The sequence below is a fragment of the Aneurinibacillus terranovensis DSM 18919 genome, from assembly GCF_000430625.1.
In the GTDB taxonomy this organism is placed as follows: Bacteria; Bacillota; Bacilli; order Aneurinibacillales; family Aneurinibacillaceae; genus Aneurinibacillus_B; species Aneurinibacillus_B terranovensis.
On record NZ_AUMJ01000047.1, the window covers coordinates 1 to 16,714 of the forward strand.

The following is a 16,714-nucleotide window of genomic DNA, read 5'->3' on the forward strand; positions in this document are numbered from 1 at the left end:
ACCAGTTGTTCCGCCAGGAGCATCGCTGGGTAGCTATGTGCGGCCGGGATAAGCGCTGAAAGCATCTAAGCGTGAAGCCCCCCTCAAGATGAGATTTCCCACAGCACAAGCTGGTAAGACCCCTTATAGATGATGAGGTAGATAGGTTCGGGGTGGACGTGCGGCAACGCATGGAGCTGACGAATACTAATCGGTCGAGGGCTTAACCCAATACTATACAACGTGAACAACATGATCTTTCCATACAAAGCGCAATGTTTTTTCTGATTCAGTTTTCAAGGTATAACTATTTTCAGGTTCAAATCTGAAAGTGGCATGAACAAATGTAAATACAAAAAGTAAAGGCTCTCATCAACAAAATGAGAGCCTTTACTTTTTGTATTTATGTAGCCTGAAAAATATGGCGCTCTCCGAGGAGAAGGTCATACAGGAGATTGGGGAACTTGCGGCATGATACCGTTAGAAATTCATGAATGATATACATATCTTCGGAAGCGAAAGAAAAGATAATTTCTCCCCATCGCTCCGTTTCATAGCGGCAGAGCATCCCAAGTACGTACATGACAATATAGTGGTTGGTAATTTCATGGAGTTTTTTTTCGTTATTTATTTTAAAATAAAAATTTCCTTTGTAATCCTGAGTAAACAAACTGTTTTCAAATCCGTTTCCATTTTCTGCTACATGATTGCCTGAGGGGTGGGTCCATTCAAAGCATACTAACCCGTGTGGTGCTTTATGAGAAGAAGCAGATACAAAAGAACTCCCCTCGTTAAAACGGTTGATATAGTGAATGAAACTTGTATACGTTAAGTGTGCGGCATCAAGGATACGATCAGGTAAATAAAAAACGGTTGTCTGGTGGCGGAAATCGTAATCAGAAGATAGGGAAACATTGATAAGGGAGCTTTTGTTATATAATTTTTGATACGCTAGTTGAAGTTCCGGAATGAGTGACAGCAAGTCCTGGATGAGATATTTATCAGACAGCGTTTCTTTGCTTAAAAAGGAGTGGACATAGGGGAGCAACCCTTCTTTTTGAATTTTCACTTCTTCTTCTGCAAACGAATATCGGCTTTTTTTGATTTTTCGGCTGGTCACTCCGTGCTGAAGCACTTTCGAATGGGACGGATAGTCGGGATCCTGTGTTAATACATACGCTTTAAGCAAACTAACCATCCCGTAGTAAAGGAGAAGGGGGCGAACCAGGATATCGCTGTTCACGGCAGCTATATAATACTGACGGGCCTGCTTTACATAATAAATAAATTTTGATGTGTTTTGGAAGGCATAAACCATGCCCTTTTTATGGTGCGTATGTTCGTAAATCCGAAAAAGGAATTGTTTCGTTGTTGGCTCACTTTCAAAATATAGAAAGCTATCCCACATTTTTTCGTATGGATTCTCGCACGGAATGATGTGAACAGTTCGAAACAAATCTGTCTCCCCTCTCTGAATATTCGTTAAATAGTTAAATTTAAGGTTTATATTAACTATTTTTCCTTTATTATGTCCAATAAAACCGAACAATATATCTGGTTTCTTGACAGTAAAATAAGCCATTTGATAAACTTTCGATAATATCATGAACATGTTACTGAGGAAAAGTAAAAATTGGAAAGGGAAGGTAATACTTGTGTGGGAAAATAAATTTGGCAAAGAAGGCTTAACGTTTGATGATGTTTTACTGATTCCGGGAAAATCCGAAGTATTACCGCGTGATGTGAACGTCTCCACCAGGCTAAGTGATAAAGTCCAATTAAACATTCCGCTCATAAGCGCCGGGATGGATACGGTAACTGAGTCAGCGTTAGCCATTGCAATGGCACGCCAAGGTGGAATAGGAATTATCCATAAGAACATGAATATCGATCAGCAGGCGGAAGAGGTCGACAGGGTAAAACGTTCCGAATCCGGCGTTATTACCAATCCGTTCTTTCTCCATGCAAACCAACCTGTATCGGAAGCGGAAAAATTGATGTCAAAATACCGCATTTCCGGAGTTCCAATTGTCGACGAGAACAATAGATTGGTTGGTATTATCACAAATCGTGACATGCGCTTTGTCCATGATTACTCTGCCCCTATTCAGGACGTGATGACGAAGGAGAATCTCGTGACGGCTCCGGTAGGTACCACACTTAAGGAAGCCGAATTAATTCTTCAACGTTATAAAATTGAAAAACTGCCCCTTGTTGATGAAGAAAACGTACTAAAAGGACTTATCACGATTAAAGATATTGAGAAAGCTATTCAATTTCCGAACGGCGCAAAGGACCAGCACGGCCGGCTTTTGTGTGGAGCGGCAGTCGGCGTTACCAAAGATACATTTGAACGGGCTGAAGCTCTTGTACGGGTGGGTGTAGACTGTCTGGTTATCGATACCGCCCATGGTCATCACCAAAACGTTCTTGACGCTGTTAAAGAAATTCGCACTAAATATCCTGAACTTACGATTGTTGCCGGTAACGTTGCTACGGGTGAAGCGACGAAGGATCTAATCGAAGCCGGTGCATCTGTGGTTAAAGTAGGGATTGGACCAGGGTCGATTTGTACAACCCGTGTTGTAGCCGGGATTGGTGTTCCGCAAATTACTGCCATTTATGACTGTGCCGCTGTTGCCAGACAATACAATGTGCCGATTATTGCGGACGGAGGAATCAAGTATTCCGGGGATATTCCGAAAGCGTTGGCCGCCGGCGCTTCAGCGATCATGATTGGCAGCTTATTTGCGGGATGTGAAGAAAGTCCCGGTGAGTCGGAAATTTATCAGGGCCGCCGTTTTAAAGTATACCGGGGTATGGGCTCTCTAGCTGCTATGAAAGAAGGAAGTAAGGACCGTTATTTCCAGGAAAATGAGAGCGAGAAAAAGCTTGTACCGGAAGGCATTGAAGGTCGTGTTCCATACAAAGGGCCGCTTGCCGACACAGTATATCAACTGATCGGGGGCCTGCGTGCAGGAATGGGTTACTGCGGCACGAAAAATATTGTGGAACTTCATACGAAAGCCCAGTTTATCCGCATCACAAATGCCGGGTTAAAGGAGAGCCACCCACACGATGTCCAGATTACTAAAGAAGCACCCAACTATTCACTTTCTTAGAAAATGATTTGAGAATCAGTGATAAAAGATGGTCTTAGGACAGGGTAGAAACACCCTGTCTTTTTCTATGTTATATGGTAGAATCAAATGTGTTGTAAAATATGCATGGAGGTGCGGGAGTTTGGTCATACCGAATACAAAAACAAATAAAATACTCGCAATTTTGATGGCATTCTTATTATTTTCCATCCCTGTTTTTTCAATTAAAACCGGGGAAGTTCAGGCCGCCAGTCCTGGTCTTAATCTCAATGTGAAATCGGCTATACTGGTTGAAGCCACAACAGGTAAAATCCTTTACAAATACAATGAAAATCAAGCTTTCCCACCGGCTAGTATGACAAAAATGATGACGGAGTATCTGGTTTTGGAGGCCATTAAAAACCATAAAATTTCGTGGGATCAGGTAATCCCAGCTGACGAATATGCGGCATTCATTGCTAAAGCCGGCGGTTCTTCATCGGCTGTTTTGCTGGCAGTGGGAGAAAAACATACGGTAAAAGAGCTTTATGAGGCGATGGCAATTTATTCTGCCAACGATGCGACGGTCCTGCTGGCTGAAGCTGTTGCAGGTTCGGAAGCGAATTTTGTCAAAGCAATGAATGATAAAGCAAAATTATTTGGCATGACGCAATCTCATTTTGCAACATCGACAGGCTTTCCTGTTAACGAATTGGGTCAATACGCACCTCCGGCAACAGGTGGAGATAACATGATGTCCGCACGTGATTGTGCGATTATGGCAAAACGTCTCATCACCGACTACCCGGAAGTGCTCCAAACGACATCGATTCCTAAAAAAATGTTTCGGGTTTCGCCGCGTCCGTTCCGGATGGACAACTGGAACTGGATGCTGCCTGGACTTGTCAGCTACTATCAGGGTGTAGACGGGCTGAAAACAGGGCACACTAATGAAGCAAAGTATTGCTTTACAGGAACGGCTCAACGTGGAAATGTCCGCCTTATCACCGTTGTTATGGGAACAGATACGTTCCTCAGTCGATTTGGAGAGACGAGAAAGCTTCTGGATTACGGCTTCAGTACGTACACAATGCAGCCTCTTGCACATAAGGGTCAAGTTGTTAAAGGAAGCGAACAAGCCACGGTGCAAAATGGCCAGGATACTGTGGTGAATGCAGTAGCCGGTAAAGATGTTGTATACCCGGTTAAACGTGGAGAAGAACAAGCCTACAAGCTGAAAGGCACGTTGAAGACTGTTGACGCGCCTGTTCAAAAAGGACAACCTTTAGGTACAATTAATGTGGTGGGTTTGAATGGACAGCCTGATGATTTTCTGACTCCGGCGGACCAGCAAACAGCAGGCGGCACTCTAGTTGCCCAAGATTCAGTTGATAAAGGAAGTTGGATTCGCCTGGCGTTCCGCTCTTTTACCCATTTCATTGGAAGTTTATTTTCCGGTCTTGGCCATATGATTAAAAGTTGGATATAGTGAAAGAAGCTTTATGCAGAAAGCTTTGTTGTCTTTTTTCATGGTTTTGATGTACTATTGTTTTATTGATTATGTTGTTTTGTACATTTCAGAATAATCGGTAGGGGGATTATAAAAGATGGCAGATCAAGGAACAACTCGTGTAAAACGCGGAATGGCTGAGATGCAAAAGGGCGGCGTTATTATGGATGTGGTCAACGCTGAACAGGCAAAAATTGCGGAAGCTGCCGGTGCAGTAGCGGTTATGGCTCTGGAACGCGTTCCAGCTGATATTCGTGCCGCCGGTGGTGTAGCCCGGATGGCCGACCCGACAATCGTAGAACAGGTAATGGAGGCTGTATCCATCCCTGTTATGGCAAAAGCCCGTATCGGTCACTTTGTTGAAGCTAAAGTGCTTGAAGCTCTCGGCGTAGATTACATTGATGAATCTGAAGTGTTAACACCTGCTGATGAAGTTTTTCATATTAATAAAAACGACTTTACCGTTCCTTTCGTGTGCGGTGCCCGTGATCTCGGTGAGGCTCTTCGCCGCATTGGAGAAGGTGCTTCTATGATTCGGACAAAAGGAGAACCGGGAACAGGAAATATTGTCGAAGCGGTTCGCCACCAGCGCATGATGCAAAGCCAGATTCGCAAAGTTTCCAGCATGTCTGCTGACGAGTTGATGGCTGAAGCAAAAAACATTGGAGCTCCCATTGAATTATTAAAGTATGTGCATGAACACGGCAAATTACCGGTTGTAAACTTTGCCGCAGGCGGGGTTGCTACACCTGCCGACGCAGCGCTCATGATGCATCTAGGTTCGGACGGGGTATTTGTTGGTTCAGGTATCTTTAAATCGGATAATCCTGAAAAATTCGCCCGTGCGATTGTACAGGCCACAACTCATTATGAAGACTATGCGTTAATTGGTGAACTGTCCAAGAATCTTGGAACAGCTATGAAGGGTATTGATGTAACCTCTCTGCTTGAAAACGAGCGTATGGCTGTGCGTGGTTGGTAACTATGAAAATAGGGGTACTTGCTTTACAGGGGGCCGTATCGGAACACATCAGGATGCTGGAAAAAGCGGGTGCGGAAGCTATCGCAATCAAAAAAGTATCACAGCTCGATGAAGTGGAAGGCCTTGTCTTACCGGGCGGAGAAAGTACAACCATGGGAAAGTTAATGAGAGAATATGGATTTGATACGGCTCTCAAAGACTTTTATGAACAGAAAAAACCTATTTTCGGAACATGTGCCGGCTTGATTCTTCTCGCCAATGAAATTGCCGAACAGGATTGGGTTCACCTCGGTTTCATGAATATGAAGGTGCAGCGCAATGCTTTTGGCCGGCAGCGCGAAAGTTTTGAGACGAATCTTTCACTGAAGGGAATCACCGATGAATTCCCCGCTGTGTTTATTCGGGCTCCACTTATTCTTGGTGTCGGGGAAAACGTGGATATTCTTTCAACCTATAATGACGAAATCGTAGCAGCAAGGCAGGATCATCTGTTATGCGCTTCTTTTCATCCGGAATTAACGGACGATGCAAGAATGCATAAGTATTTTCTTGAGATGGTACGGGAATATCGTGGACAAAAAGTGAGATAAATGGCTTCTAAGCAAAAAGAGCATCTGCCAAGGTGCTCTTTTTTTCCTTCAACGTTTCACGTGAAACGGGAATTTATTGCAGTATTCGACACGGGTGCTTTGAGTTTTACTAAAATAAAGATAGGTTTTGCATATTACGTGTATCTATAGTAAAGTAGTGAATAAGTAAAGGATTTACAAATCCATAAAAGGCATTGATGAGAACAAGTATGCAGTTTTTGTTCGTCCAGAGAGTCGATGGGTGGTGCAAATCGATCGGACAGGCTGCTAAATCCCTCTCTGAGCTGCCGGCGAAGAGTCGGTTCGGATCATCCGTTATCATGATAAGAGAGCATGCTTGGAGGTATGCTGAAGTAGGGTGGCAACACGGGTTATGTCTCGTCCCTGATAAGGGAGGGGATTTTTTTATTGTTCGGCGTTAGTTACAATTATTTGGGAGGAATTAAGAGCAATGTTAGATGTAAAACGACTGCGCGCTAATTTTGACACGATAAAAAAAGCATTAGAAAATCGTGGCGAAAAACTTAATGAAATTGATAAATTCGCTGAATTAGACATAGAGTACAGAAAGCTGCTCACAGAAAGTGAGCAGCTTAAAAATAAACGAAATGTAGTATCCGACGAAATCGCGCGCCTGAAAAAAGAAAAGCAGGATGCGAGCGGGTTGATTGCAGAGATGAAATATGTTTCTGCCAGCATAAAAACATACGACGAGAAAATCCGTGAGATGGAAGAGGAAATCCAGCAAATTATGCTCGGTATTCCAAACGTACCTCATGAAAGTGTGCCGATAGGATTAACGGAAGAAGAAAATGTTCCGATTCGCCACTGGGGTGAACCAACCTCATTTACCTTTGAGCCTAGGCCGCACTGGGAGATTGCAACCGAGCTCGGTATTCTCGACTTTGAAGGTGCGGCGAAAGTCACGGGGAGCCGCTTTGTATTTTACAAGGGGCTTGGCGCTAAAATGGAACGTGCCCTTATTAACTACATGCTTGATCTCCATACGATGCAGCATGGATATGAAGAGATTCTCCCTCCTTATATTGTAAACCGGGAAAGTATGACCGGGACAGGGCAGCTGCCGAAGTTTGAGGAAGATGCGTTCAAGTTAGCGGATACGGATTACTTTTTAATCCCTACAGCGGAAGTGCCTGTAACAAACTATCACCGCGATGAAATCATTTCTGGGGATATCTTGCCGATTCGTTATGCCGCTTATAGTGCATGCTTCCGTTCGGAGGCCGGTTCAGCCGGACGGGATACGCGGGGACTGATTCGCCAGCACCAATTTAATAAGGTTGAGCTTGTGAAATTTGTTAAGCCGGAGACTTCATATGATGAACTGGAAAGCCTTGTCCAGAATGCGGAGAGAGTTCTTCAGTTATTGAACCTGCCCTACCGTGTGTTGAATATGTGTACGGGTGACCTTGGCTTCACAGCGGCTAAGAAATATGACATTGAAGTATGGATCCCAAGCTATGAAACGTACCGGGAAATTTCCTCCTGCAGTAACTTTGAGGACTTTCAGGCTCGCCGTGCAGGTATCCGCTTCCGCCGGGATCCGAAATCAAAGCCTGAATTCATCCATACGTTAAACGGATCCGGGTTGGCAGTCGGTCGTACGATGGCTGCCATTCTTGAAAACTACCAGCAGGAAGATGGAAGTGTACTCATTCCTGAAGCTCTTCGTCCATATATGGGCGGTTTGGAGAAGATTGAGAAAAAGGTGTAACTGTAAATGAACGTAACATTGGCCTGGACATAACAATTATATAAACATACAATCACATGGATCTGAAAAAGGCAGCCGTTTACGGATAAAATGGCTGCCTTTTTTATGTTGATAAGATATAGATTGAGAAAAGCGGTATCGCTACAGCATGTAGTAATTTTTATTGGAAGTTGGAAATCTACCGCTGTCATTAATTCCTGCAAGTTCATCTGTAAACTTCCATCCCCGCTAATGCAAACGACCTGGCGTCCCGGGGAAGCAAGGGAGGCTCCAATCGCGGCGGGAAGCCCGTAGCCCATCGTGCCAAGTCCTGCGGAGGTAAGGATTTGAATCACCTTCTGAGGTTTTAAAGCAGAGAATGATGTATCAAACCGTGGAACATTTTTATGCCAGGAGGCAACCGTAGAAATCCATTCCTTTGTATTTCCTCTGATAAGTTTGTTTTGTACCTCAGATAAAACAGTTTGAATGTCTCTTGTAACAGGAAAGTCTACTTCAATATTTTTATTTAATTCAGCCGGATAAATATTGACATGAATTTTATATGATTTAGGGGAAAATGATTTCATTACCTGATAAAATTCGTGTGTTTACCTTGGTCAAGCATTCTTGCATCGTGATAGCCTACTGGTTCAGCAATGAGTGCGGGGTGGCTTCGTGAACAGTATCGGTTGGAGCTGTCATTAGCATGGTATCGTACTCACGATAATGAGAATGCCAGGATAATGCTTTTTCCAGCACGTGTGGGGTGTGCCCTCCACGCTGACAGGCTTCAGTGAAATAGGAAAGAAGCTGTTCCCGGTATACGGGGTGTGCGCATTGATAGATCAGAGAAAGGGCGCGCTCACGTGGGGCTAGTCCTCGTAAATCAGCTACTCCGTTTTCTGTTATAACGACTGCTACGTCGTGCTCAGTATGATCAACATGGGAAGCGAAAGGAACAATACTGGAGATGCGTCCATCCCGGGCCGTTGATTTTGTCACAAAGATACTGATTCGGGCATTGCGGGTAAAATCACCAGCGCCACCAATCCCGTTCATCATTTTACTGCCAAGTATATGGGTTGAATTTACATTTCCGTACACATCCACTTCCAGTGCTGTATTGATTGCGATTAAACCGAGCCGGCGAATCAGTTCCGGATTGTTTGTCATCTCCTGCGGCCGCAGGATCACTTTGTCACGGTAATGGTCCATGTTAGCCAACACATGCTCCATCTTTTCTGCGGAAAGCGTAAGGGCTCCGCCGGAGGCCGATTTTACTTTTCCAGCATCCAACAGGTCAAACACGGAATCCTGGAGTACCTCTGAATAGATCTGCAGATCCGTAAATTCAGCCTGCATAAACCCATGAAAAACAGCGTTGGCTACTGACCCTACACCTGACTGAAGAGGTGGAAGTGGGCAAGGCAGAGTTCCTTTTCTCATCTCTTGCCGTAAAAAGGCTAGCAGATGGGAAGCAATCGCTTTTGTGTCCTCATCTGGTTGTATTAAATTCTTTGGTGTGTCGGGGCAGTGAGTGATGACGATACCACGTATTTTCCCGGGATTAGTTTTAATATAGGTTGTCCCGATGCGTTGATCGGCTTTGATAAGCGGAATCGGAGGGCGGTTTCCCGGCATTCCCGGATCATAAATATCATGCAATCCTTCAAGTGAAAGCGGCTGGGCGAGATTGATTTCGACAATAATCTCTTTGGCATTCTGGATAAAAATCGGGGTGTTCCCACAGGAGGTTGTTGGTACAATGTAGCCTTCCTCGGTTACGCAAAGCGCTTCAACAATGGCGATATCAACTTGCGGAAGCGCAAGGGTTCTGATTTGATCGGCTGTGTCGGATAAATGTTGGTCGATATATTGAACTTTTCCCATGTTTATAGAGCTGCGCATTGTCGGGTCAGATTGAAAAGGCAAGCGCTTGTGCACGACACCTGCCGCTGAGAGCAGGGCATCAATAGCGGGAGAAACAGAGGCTCCAGTATAAACATTAATGTTGAATGGTTCCCTCATCACCTTTGCTCGTTCGGCAATAGCCTCTGGCATGGTCTTCGCATCACCCGAAGAAGTAAACCCGCTAAAACCAATCGTCATGCCATGCGAAATCCATGTCGCGGCCTGTTCTTTTGATACAATCCGTTCAAGGAGCCTCTTGTTTCGAATGCGGTTGGTAAGCATGTACACACCTCAATTAACTGTATTATTATTTGTGTTATTTATACATCTGTATTAATACAGTATCATCCCGGTAAATAAATAACAGTCTTTTTTGGTAATAAAGAAAATTAGACTATAAAGCAGTTTTTTTCTGATTGAAGTGAAAAAATCGGAATAAGCAACATTACGTTGAAAAATACTAATAACGTATATTATAATGTATAAGTATTGTTATTTAGATGGCTCCGTAGCTCAGCGGATAGAGCGTCGGTTTCCTAAACCGTGCGTCGGAGGTTCGACTCCTCTCGGGGCCACCATACATAACAAAACGCTATTTATCAACGTTTGTCCGCACGTTAGGTATACGAAAGCTGTTCACGGTTTCGTCCTTGAAACAGGGTAGACCGTGTGAACAGTACCGCCTAAACCGTGTGAATAATCGTCTAGACCGTGAATACAACGTCTTCCAATTGTCTGACTGATGGAGGGCGTTTTTATTATGTCTGTAAATGCAGGTGCGGAAAAAAGACGTGGCAAACGAATTATCGGGGAAAGACGTTCTTCGGCCATTGTCAATCGTCAATAACAAATAAACGCTGGGGAAGGAAAAGAGACGAGTACCAACAGGAAAAGGGATTGTCCCCTTATACAGTTTATATTCGTATTCGTTTCCTTAAAGCAGCGATAGAAGTCAAGCAGGCTATAATCCAGCGTTGGTTTCAGACGTTCCCCCTGACCTGTCGTGTATTTAATAAGAAGAATACTTGAGTCCCCGTCCTGTCACAAGGTGGGGACTATTTTACGCTTACGTAGAAATGTTATGAAGTTAATGTTTTTTTGTCTTTTATCGAATCCATAATACGCAGAATTACCCATAAAACTACCGTAATAACTACCATTACGATGAAAAATCCGCCTGCATGAATAAACACAGCCAAGAGCCATATGTTGCTCAATATAAAATGTGAAGTACGCATGAACTTATTGCGTACACGTTTATATAACCACCCGTAAATTGCTAGTGCCAGCATGATACAGAAGGCAGCTACACCTGTTAAAAGTTTTGAATTATGAAGGTCTGTTATTAAATAGTAGCCTCCATGTATGATAATTAAGACTAACGCCGACCAACCGGTATAAGTGTGTATGGAATACAGCCTTTTTACTACCTTCTTTAACGGTTTGGATGGGGAGCTAAGTTTTGTCTTAAATAAAAACCACCAATAGCTCACAGCTGCACATGCAATCGCGATGTTGCCTAGAAGGGTAAAATCAAATCCGTTGTTTTGTTTTGGGGGCATCCCAGCTGGTGGATTTGGAGGATTTCCTCCTTCTGGAGGCCCAGATGGATGTGGTGTTAAATATAAAGAGTAGACGATTAAAATAAGGCTCGCTAGAGTAACCATTATAACTGGAATAAATACGCGTAGTTTTGTACTCAAATCAATTTCTCCTTTAATTTTTACTTATTTGCCCCTATCTAACCATATGAAACTTAAAAAAAACTTAATTATTACAAATAAACCGTTAAGTCTTTTTTAAGTTTTGTTTTGCATAATCAGTCCTAAGGAAACAGTGGAACTAGTTTCCATACATTTAAGAGGAGTTGTATCAGATGAATAAAAAAATTTTTGGTTATGTCATGACAGGTGCTTTATCATTAGGAATTCTTGGCTGAGCGAGTGGTTTATTCGCTGCTAGTACAGGTACAAGCGCGGAAACATATATTTTGGTGCTGCCTCTACTGGAGAAGCAGTTAAGTATAAATTAAGTATTGTTCTTTATACTCAGTATTGTCTTGTTGAGAGGTTGGCGGAAAGGTGAAGTCTAGGTTCTAAAACAGCTGGCAAAATGGCAAATAATTTTAAAGGAGTAGAAATGCTATATGAAAATGAGGTTCAAAGGTAGGGTGGACTTCTTATTAGTTGGGATTATTGTTTTGTCCTTTTTCCTGAATTTCTATCGATTGAAAGAAGCGGGAACGAATTCGTATTACACCGTAGCGGTTAAAAGTATGCTGACAAATTTTCATGCGTTTTTCTATGCATCGTTTGACCCGGTGGGTTTTATTACGGTAGATAAACCTCCTGTGGCGTTATGGATTCAAACACTCAGTGCTTATCTGTTTGGATTCAGTGATTTTAGTGTCCTTTTACCGGAGGCACTTGCAGGTGTGGTATCTGTATGGCTTATGTATGTGATTGTTAAGCCTAAATTTGGTCGTAAAGCAGGTTTGTTATCAAGTTTAATCTTAGCATGTACGCCCATTTTTATAGCGGTTGTTCGTACGAATAATGTAGACAGTATCTTGATTGTCACGTTATTGCTTGCTACATGGTCATTAATGAAATCAGTAGAAAAACAAAAAATAAGTTGGTTGTTGTTAAGTGTGCTGCTTGTAGGGATCGGATTTAACATCAAAATGCTTCAGGCGTATATGGTAGTACCGGCTTTTTATCTTTTCTACTTCCTTGCATCAAAAGGGAAATGGACTAAGAGAGTCCTCCAGTTGACTCTGGCAACTGTTGTATTAGCATCGGTCTCCCTATCATGGGCCACCATTGTAGATCTAACACCTAAGGATCAGCGTCCCTACATTGGCAGTAGTCAAACGAACTCTGTACTTGAACTGGCCTTTGGATATAATGGTATATCTCGTTTAACAGGAAACAGGGGTCAAGGTAATCCCCCTCAAGGTATGTCAAACACAAATTCCAAAGATAACAAACAAATGCAACAACAAGCGGGAAGTGGGCAACCTCCATTTCCAGGTAGTGGGAATAATGCAAAACAAGGTCAAATGGGTCCCGGCGGCACGGGAGGAGGCATGTTCGGAACAGGAACTCCTGGCGTAGCACGGCTGTTTTCGAAAGAGTTGTCGGGACAAATCAGCTGGCTAATGCCATTTATCCTGTTTGCGATAGTGGGTCTGATTGTATCGTTTCGTAGAACACGCATGTTTACCATCCAACATCAATTTGCGATTTTTTGGCTGGCATGGCTTCTGCCGATGATGGTGTTTTTTAGTATTGCAGTTTTTTTTCACCAATATTATTTGAGTATGATGGGGCCTGCCATCGCTGCTTTAGTAGGAATCGGATGGACGACCCTATGGGATTTATATAAAGAACAACAAGGATGGGTCATTTGGCTATTACCCACTTCAATATTAGGAACCTTCTTGTTTGAAGCTCTCATTTTGTATGAAAACAAAACGGCTGTCTCAGCAGTATGGATCGGGGTTGCTGGTTTCCTTGGGCTGCTAATGTTCGCTTTGTTAGCTGCGATGCGTACGCGAGGCAAAATAGCGTATTACATTTCGGTAGCCGGAATGATTACTCTCCTCATATTCCCTGCTTACTGGGGTCTATATACCGTGATACACGGTGGGAATAGCATGACGCCAATCGCAGGGCCGGACACAAATAAACAAGGTATGATGGGCAGAGGACCGGGAGGAAACCCGCCAGGTGCTAAGGCACCGACTGGTATGAGAGGTCCGGGTCAGATGAGCGGCGGGATGATGGGTAGAAACGTGGATTCAAAACTACTAAGCTATTTAGAAAAGAATTATAAAGGTGAAAAATTTATACTGGCCACAGAAGACACACAGTCAGCTAATTCCATTATGTTAAACAGCAACTATGCGGTGATGGCAATGGGAGGCTTTCAGGGAAGTGACCCTGCTGTGACATCGCAAAAGCTTGCACAAATGACAAGGGCCGGGGAAGTAAAGTATTTCCTCATTTCACAAAGATCCCGCGGCAACCAGAATGTAAGTGATTGGATTCAAAAGAATTGCACAGAAATTCCAAGCAGTGAATGGCAGTCCTGGCAAAACACGGACACGAAACAGCCATTTGATAGGAACGGTGGAACCAAGCTGTATATGTATAAAGGATAATATATTATATCAGGGGGCTATAATATGTTAAAACAGATAGTCTACTCCGTCATCATTCCGGTCTATAACGAAGAAGCAGTGATTGATGAAACATATAAACGGATTAAGCGTGTGATGGACAGCACAGGAGAAGTTTATGAACTTCTGTTTGTAAATGATGGGAGCCGTGACCAAACGGCCCCCATTATAAAAAAATATGGGGTGAGAGATCGAACGGTTAAACTCATTGATTTTTCACGCAACTTTGGCCATCAAATTGCCATTACTGCAGGTATGGACTATGCATCCGGACAGGCGATCATTGTCATTGATGCAGATTTACAAGATCCTCCAGAACTTATACTTCAGATGATTGAAAAATGGAAAGAGGGATACGAGGTTGTTTATGCCAAGCGCACCCACCGTAAGGGAGAAACGTTTTTTAAAAAGCAAACAGCCTCGCTCTTTTATCGTTTGTTACGTGCTTCTACAGATGTGGATATTCCGCTTGATACAGGAGACTTTCGCTTAATTGATAGAAAAGTGTGCGATGAAATGAAACGAATTCCGGAAAAAAACCGCTTTGTTCGTGGGTTAGTAAGCTGGGTAGGGTTTCGGCAAACTGCCGTTGAGTATATACGGGATGAACGGTTGGCCGGTGAAACCAAGTACCCGTTGAAAAAAATGTTAAAGCTATCTATGGATGGGATGACGTCCTTTTCTTATAAACCATTAAAACTTGCCAGCTACGCTGGAGGACTGGTTTCTTTCGCAGGGTTTATCTACATGCTGGTCGTATTGTATTTAAAATTATTTACCAATAGCACAGTAGCAGGCTGGGCATCCGTAATTATCATCCAGTTGCTCTTCGGTGGAGTGGTTCTTATTATTCTTGGCGTTATAGGAGAGTATATCGGTCGTATATATGATGAAACCAAAGATCGACCCTTGTACATTGTGCGTGAATCTCATGGGATCGAAACAAAACCCAGAAAGGTACCGCATAGTGTCAAACATGGTTAAAAAGCTTTATACCCTACTCAAATTCGGAATCGTAGGGATTATTAACACGGGCATTGATTTTAGTTTGTTTGCCATTTTAAAGAATTTGGGTACCTCTTATATTGCTGCTCAATGTTTATCGTATGGTTGTGGGGTGTTGAACAGTTTTCTTTTTAATCGATCTTGGACGTTTAAACGTAACGCTAGGATCAACCGGCAAGAGATTGGAAAGTTTCTATGTGTAAATATCATCACGTTAGTGGTTACATCAGGCTTTTTAGTTGTGCTCATTCAGTTTGCTGGTTGGCCGATGTTGATCAGTAAATGTTTTGCCACTGCCGTCGGAATTGTTGTAAATTTTATGGGCACCCGTAACTGGGTGTTTGTAGAGCCAAAAGAAAGAGGGGAACAAATATGAAAATAAAAAAGGCCGTCATACCGGTAGCTGGGTTAGGCACTCGATTTTTACCAGCAACAAAGGCCCAACCAAAAGAAATGCTGCCCATTGTGGATAAACCTGCCGTACAATATATCGTCGAAGAAGCGGTTCAAGCCGGGATCGAAAGGTTAATAGGAGATCGCTATGACATTGGAGATAAACTAGGTTACATGAAAGCTTCTATAGAAATGGGATTAAAACGGGATGAGCTACACCCCGAACTTCTCATGTATCTGAATGATCTACTAAAACGCCAAACGATGGAGGAGATAAGAGTATGAATCCAGTACTTGTCACAGGAGGCGCCGGTTATATCGGAAGCCACACCGTACAGGAGTTAATGAAGCAAGGTACGGAAGTAGTGGTGCTTTGGGAGAAGACCATAAACCTGAAAGTCATTTGATTCCGATTGTCCTACAGACGGCTTTAGGACAAAGAGAATGCATTTCAATCTTTGGAGATGATTACCCTACCGCAGATGGTACATGTATCGGGATTACATTCATGTGTTAGATTTAGCTAATGCTCATATTAAAGCTACAATTTTTGAAAGTGCTTGGCAGTGGCACAATATGCATCCTGGCGGATATTTGAGTAGTATCATATCGGAACTACATAAACAGATAACGGTCCCTCGCTACACATTAATCTGCTATCATATAAAAAATGGGGTAAGGATCTTGCGAATATTAATTGTAGAAGATAACGAAGCACTATTAGAATCTATGCATCTGATGTTATGTGAGGAATATGAAACACAGTGTGCAACTGACGGTGAAGAAGGACTGTTTTTAGCTCTTCAAAATATTTATGATGCGATTTTATTAGATGTGATGCTTCCAGGAATAGATGGATTTGAAATCCTTCGCCGTATACGTTCGGAACGTATTACAACCCCAGTGTTATTCATTACAGCAAAAGATGGTTTAGAAGATCGGGTAACCGGATTAGAGATTGGAGGAGATGACTATATCGTAAAGCCGTTTCAGGTGCCTGAATTAAAAGCCAGAATTCGTGCTTTGCTGAGAAGAAGTGGTAATTTAACCATGGATCATATGATCCGCTACAAGGGAATTGAATTGTTTGGCAAGGAACAGGAAATTAAAGTAGAAGGGACTCCTGAAAGGCTTACGATCAAACAATATGAACTCTTAGAATATCTAATCCAAAACAATGGTAAAATCTTAACCAAGGAACAGATATATGACCGAGTTTGGGGATTCGACTCTGATACAACAATCACCATTGTAGAAGTGTATATTCACCAGATAAGAAAAAAGCTTGAGAAATATGGGTACTATAAAGATATACAAAATATTCGTGGCATTGGATATATGCTCAAAGAGGTCAGGGAGTAGAG

The 16,714-nt window shown here is 42.9% G+C and carries 14 protein-coding genes, 1 tRNA gene, 1 rRNA gene, 2 pseudogenes and 1 other annotated feature; of the genes and pseudogenes, 14 read left to right on the plus strand and 4 right to left on the minus strand.

The features are described 5' to 3' along the window. Positions 1-210: ribosomal RNA gene (locus H525_RS0108995) — 23S ribosomal RNA — on the plus strand; the annotation flags it as partial. Positions 211-382: 172 nt separating this feature from the next. Here H525_RS0108995 and H525_RS0109000 read toward each other — a convergent pair. Next, entirely contained in the window at positions 383-1,435 is a 1,053-nt protein-coding gene (locus tag H525_RS0109000; RefSeq protein ID WP_162142488.1) for a YaaC family protein, read from the minus strand. A gap of 199 nt (positions 1,436-1,634) precedes the next feature. Here H525_RS0109000 and guaB point away from each other — a divergent pair, with 199 nt between their 5' ends. From guaB to serS, 5 genes are all read left to right on the plus strand, one after another. After that, positions 1,635-3,101 carry an IMP dehydrogenase gene (gene guaB, locus H525_RS0109005; protein WP_027415936.1) on the plus strand — a complete coding sequence of 489 codons (1,467 nt, stop codon included), beginning with the start codon at positions 1,635-1,637 and terminating at the stop codon, positions 3,099-3,101. Positions 3,102-3,222: 121 nt separating this feature from the next. Next, entirely contained in the window at positions 3,223-4,548 is a 1,326-nt protein-coding gene (locus tag H525_RS0109010) for a D-alanyl-D-alanine carboxypeptidase family protein (RefSeq protein ID WP_245590438.1), read from the plus strand. Between the two features lie 118 nt (positions 4,549-4,666). Further along, positions 4,667-5,551, plus strand: coding sequence for a pyridoxal 5'-phosphate synthase lyase subunit PdxS (pdxS, locus tag H525_RS0109015; protein ID WP_027415938.1), 885 nt, complete (start codon positions 4,667-4,669; stop codon positions 5,549-5,551). Positions 5,552-5,553: 2 nt separating this feature from the next. Beyond that, the gene (pdxT, locus tag H525_RS0109020; protein ID WP_027415939.1) at positions 5,554-6,141 is read left to right on the plus strand and encodes a pyridoxal 5'-phosphate synthase glutaminase subunit PdxT; all 588 of its coding nucleotides are present in this window, start codon (positions 5,554-5,556) and stop codon (positions 6,139-6,141) included. Positions 6,142-6,326: 185 nt separating this feature from the next. After that, positions 6,327-6,530 (plus strand) — a binding site (T-box leader). Positions 6,531-6,592: 62 nt separating this feature from the next. Next, a complete protein-coding gene (gene serS, locus H525_RS0109030) occupies positions 6,593-7,876 on the plus strand; it encodes a serine--tRNA ligase (RefSeq protein ID WP_027415941.1) in 1,284 nt (427 codons plus the stop codon). On the opposite strand, the gene H525_RS26155 is transcribed toward serS, so the two are convergent. After that, positions 7,789-8,445, minus strand: coding sequence for a thiamine pyrophosphate-dependent enzyme (locus H525_RS26155; RefSeq protein WP_081413316.1), 657 nt, complete (start codon positions 8,443-8,445; stop codon positions 7,789-7,791). The genes serS and H525_RS26155 overlap by 88 nt on opposite strands. Positions 8,446-8,500: 55 nt before the next feature. Beyond that, a complete protein-coding gene (gene scpC / locus H525_RS23420; RefSeq protein WP_051330920.1) occupies positions 8,501-10,051 on the minus strand; it encodes a succinyl-CoA:acetate CoA-transferase ScpC in 1,551 nt (516 codons plus the stop codon). Between the two features lie 220 nt (positions 10,052-10,271). Here scpC and H525_RS0109040 point away from each other — a divergent pair. Continuing rightward, positions 10,272-10,347: transfer RNA gene (locus H525_RS0109040), tRNA-Arg, on the plus strand. 501 nt (positions 10,348-10,848) lie between these two features. Here H525_RS0109040 and H525_RS0109050 read toward each other — a convergent pair. Further along, complete coding sequence (locus H525_RS0109050; protein ID WP_155837207.1) at positions 10,849-11,472, minus strand: hypothetical protein; 624 nt, start codon at positions 11,470-11,472, stop codon at positions 10,849-10,851. Positions 11,473-11,921: 449 nt separating this feature from the next. Between H525_RS0109050 and H525_RS0109055 the strand changes: the two genes are divergently transcribed. The 7 genes and pseudogenes from H525_RS0109055 (at position 11,922) to H525_RS0109080 (ending at position 16,712) form a co-directional block, all read left to right on the plus strand. Next, complete coding sequence (locus tag H525_RS0109055) at positions 11,922-13,934, plus strand: glycosyltransferase family 39 protein (protein ID WP_027415943.1); 2,013 nt, start codon at positions 11,922-11,924, stop codon at positions 13,932-13,934. 24 nt (positions 13,935-13,958) lie between these two features. Continuing rightward, positions 13,959-14,936, plus strand: a complete 978-nt coding sequence (locus H525_RS0109060) for a glycosyltransferase family 2 protein (protein ID WP_027415944.1) — start codon at positions 13,959-13,961, stop codon at positions 14,934-14,936. After that, entirely contained in the window at positions 14,929-15,333 is a 405-nt protein-coding gene (locus H525_RS0109065) for a GtrA family protein (protein ID WP_027415945.1), read from the plus strand. The genes H525_RS0109060 and H525_RS0109065 overlap by 8 nt, the downstream gene beginning before the upstream one ends. Beyond that, positions 15,330-15,629, plus strand: a pseudogene (locus H525_RS29435) (sugar phosphate nucleotidyltransferase); the annotation flags it as partial. The gene H525_RS0109065 and the pseudogene H525_RS29435, both read left to right, overlap by 4 nt. A gap of 2 nt (positions 15,630-15,631) precedes the next feature. Further along, positions 15,632-15,757 (plus strand): NAD-dependent epimerase/dehydratase family protein, encoded by a 126-nt coding sequence (locus tag H525_RS26160; protein ID WP_081413318.1) that lies wholly within the window; start codon positions 15,632-15,634, stop codon positions 15,755-15,757. Beyond that, positions 15,715-15,893 (plus strand): annotated as a pseudogene (locus H525_RS26165) (NAD-dependent epimerase/dehydratase family protein); the annotation flags it as partial. The gene H525_RS26160 and the pseudogene H525_RS26165, both read left to right, overlap by 43 nt. Positions 15,894-16,034: 141 nt before the next feature. After that, positions 16,035-16,712 (plus strand): response regulator transcription factor, encoded by a 678-nt coding sequence (locus H525_RS0109080; protein ID WP_027415946.1) that lies wholly within the window; start codon positions 16,035-16,037, stop codon positions 16,710-16,712. Positions 16,713-16,714 lie beyond the last annotated feature (2 nt).

Bases quoted from the DNA above. Each gene is read 5' to 3' on its own strand.
- pdxS (WP_027415938.1), top strand. From the start codon at position 4,667: ATGGCAGATCAAGGAACAACTCGTGTAAAACGCGGAATGGCTGAGATG.
- pdxT (WP_027415939.1), top strand. From the start codon at position 5,554: ATGAAAATAGGGGTACTTGCTTTACAGGGGGCCGTATCGGAACACATC.
- serS (WP_027415941.1), top strand. From the start codon at position 6,593: ATGTTAGATGTAAAACGACTGCGCGCTAATTTTGACACGATAAAAAAA.
- H525_RS26155 (WP_081413316.1), bottom strand. From the start codon at position 8,445: ATGAAATCATTTTCCCCTAAATCATATAAAATTCATGTCAATATTTAT.
- scpC (WP_051330920.1), bottom strand. From the start codon at position 10,051: ATGCTTACCAACCGCATTCGAAACAAGAGGCTCCTTGAACGGATTGTA.
- H525_RS0109055 (WP_027415943.1), top strand. From the start codon at position 11,922: ATGAGGTTCAAAGGTAGGGTGGACTTCTTATTAGTTGGGATTATTGTT.
- H525_RS0109060 (WP_027415944.1), top strand. From the start codon at position 13,959: ATGTTAAAACAGATAGTCTACTCCGTCATCATTCCGGTCTATAACGAA.
- H525_RS0109065 (WP_027415945.1), top strand. From the start codon at position 14,929: ATGGTTAAAAAGCTTTATACCCTACTCAAATTCGGAATCGTAGGGATT.
- H525_RS26160 (WP_081413318.1), top strand. From the start codon at position 15,632: ATGAATCCAGTACTTGTCACAGGAGGCGCCGGTTATATCGGAAGCCAC.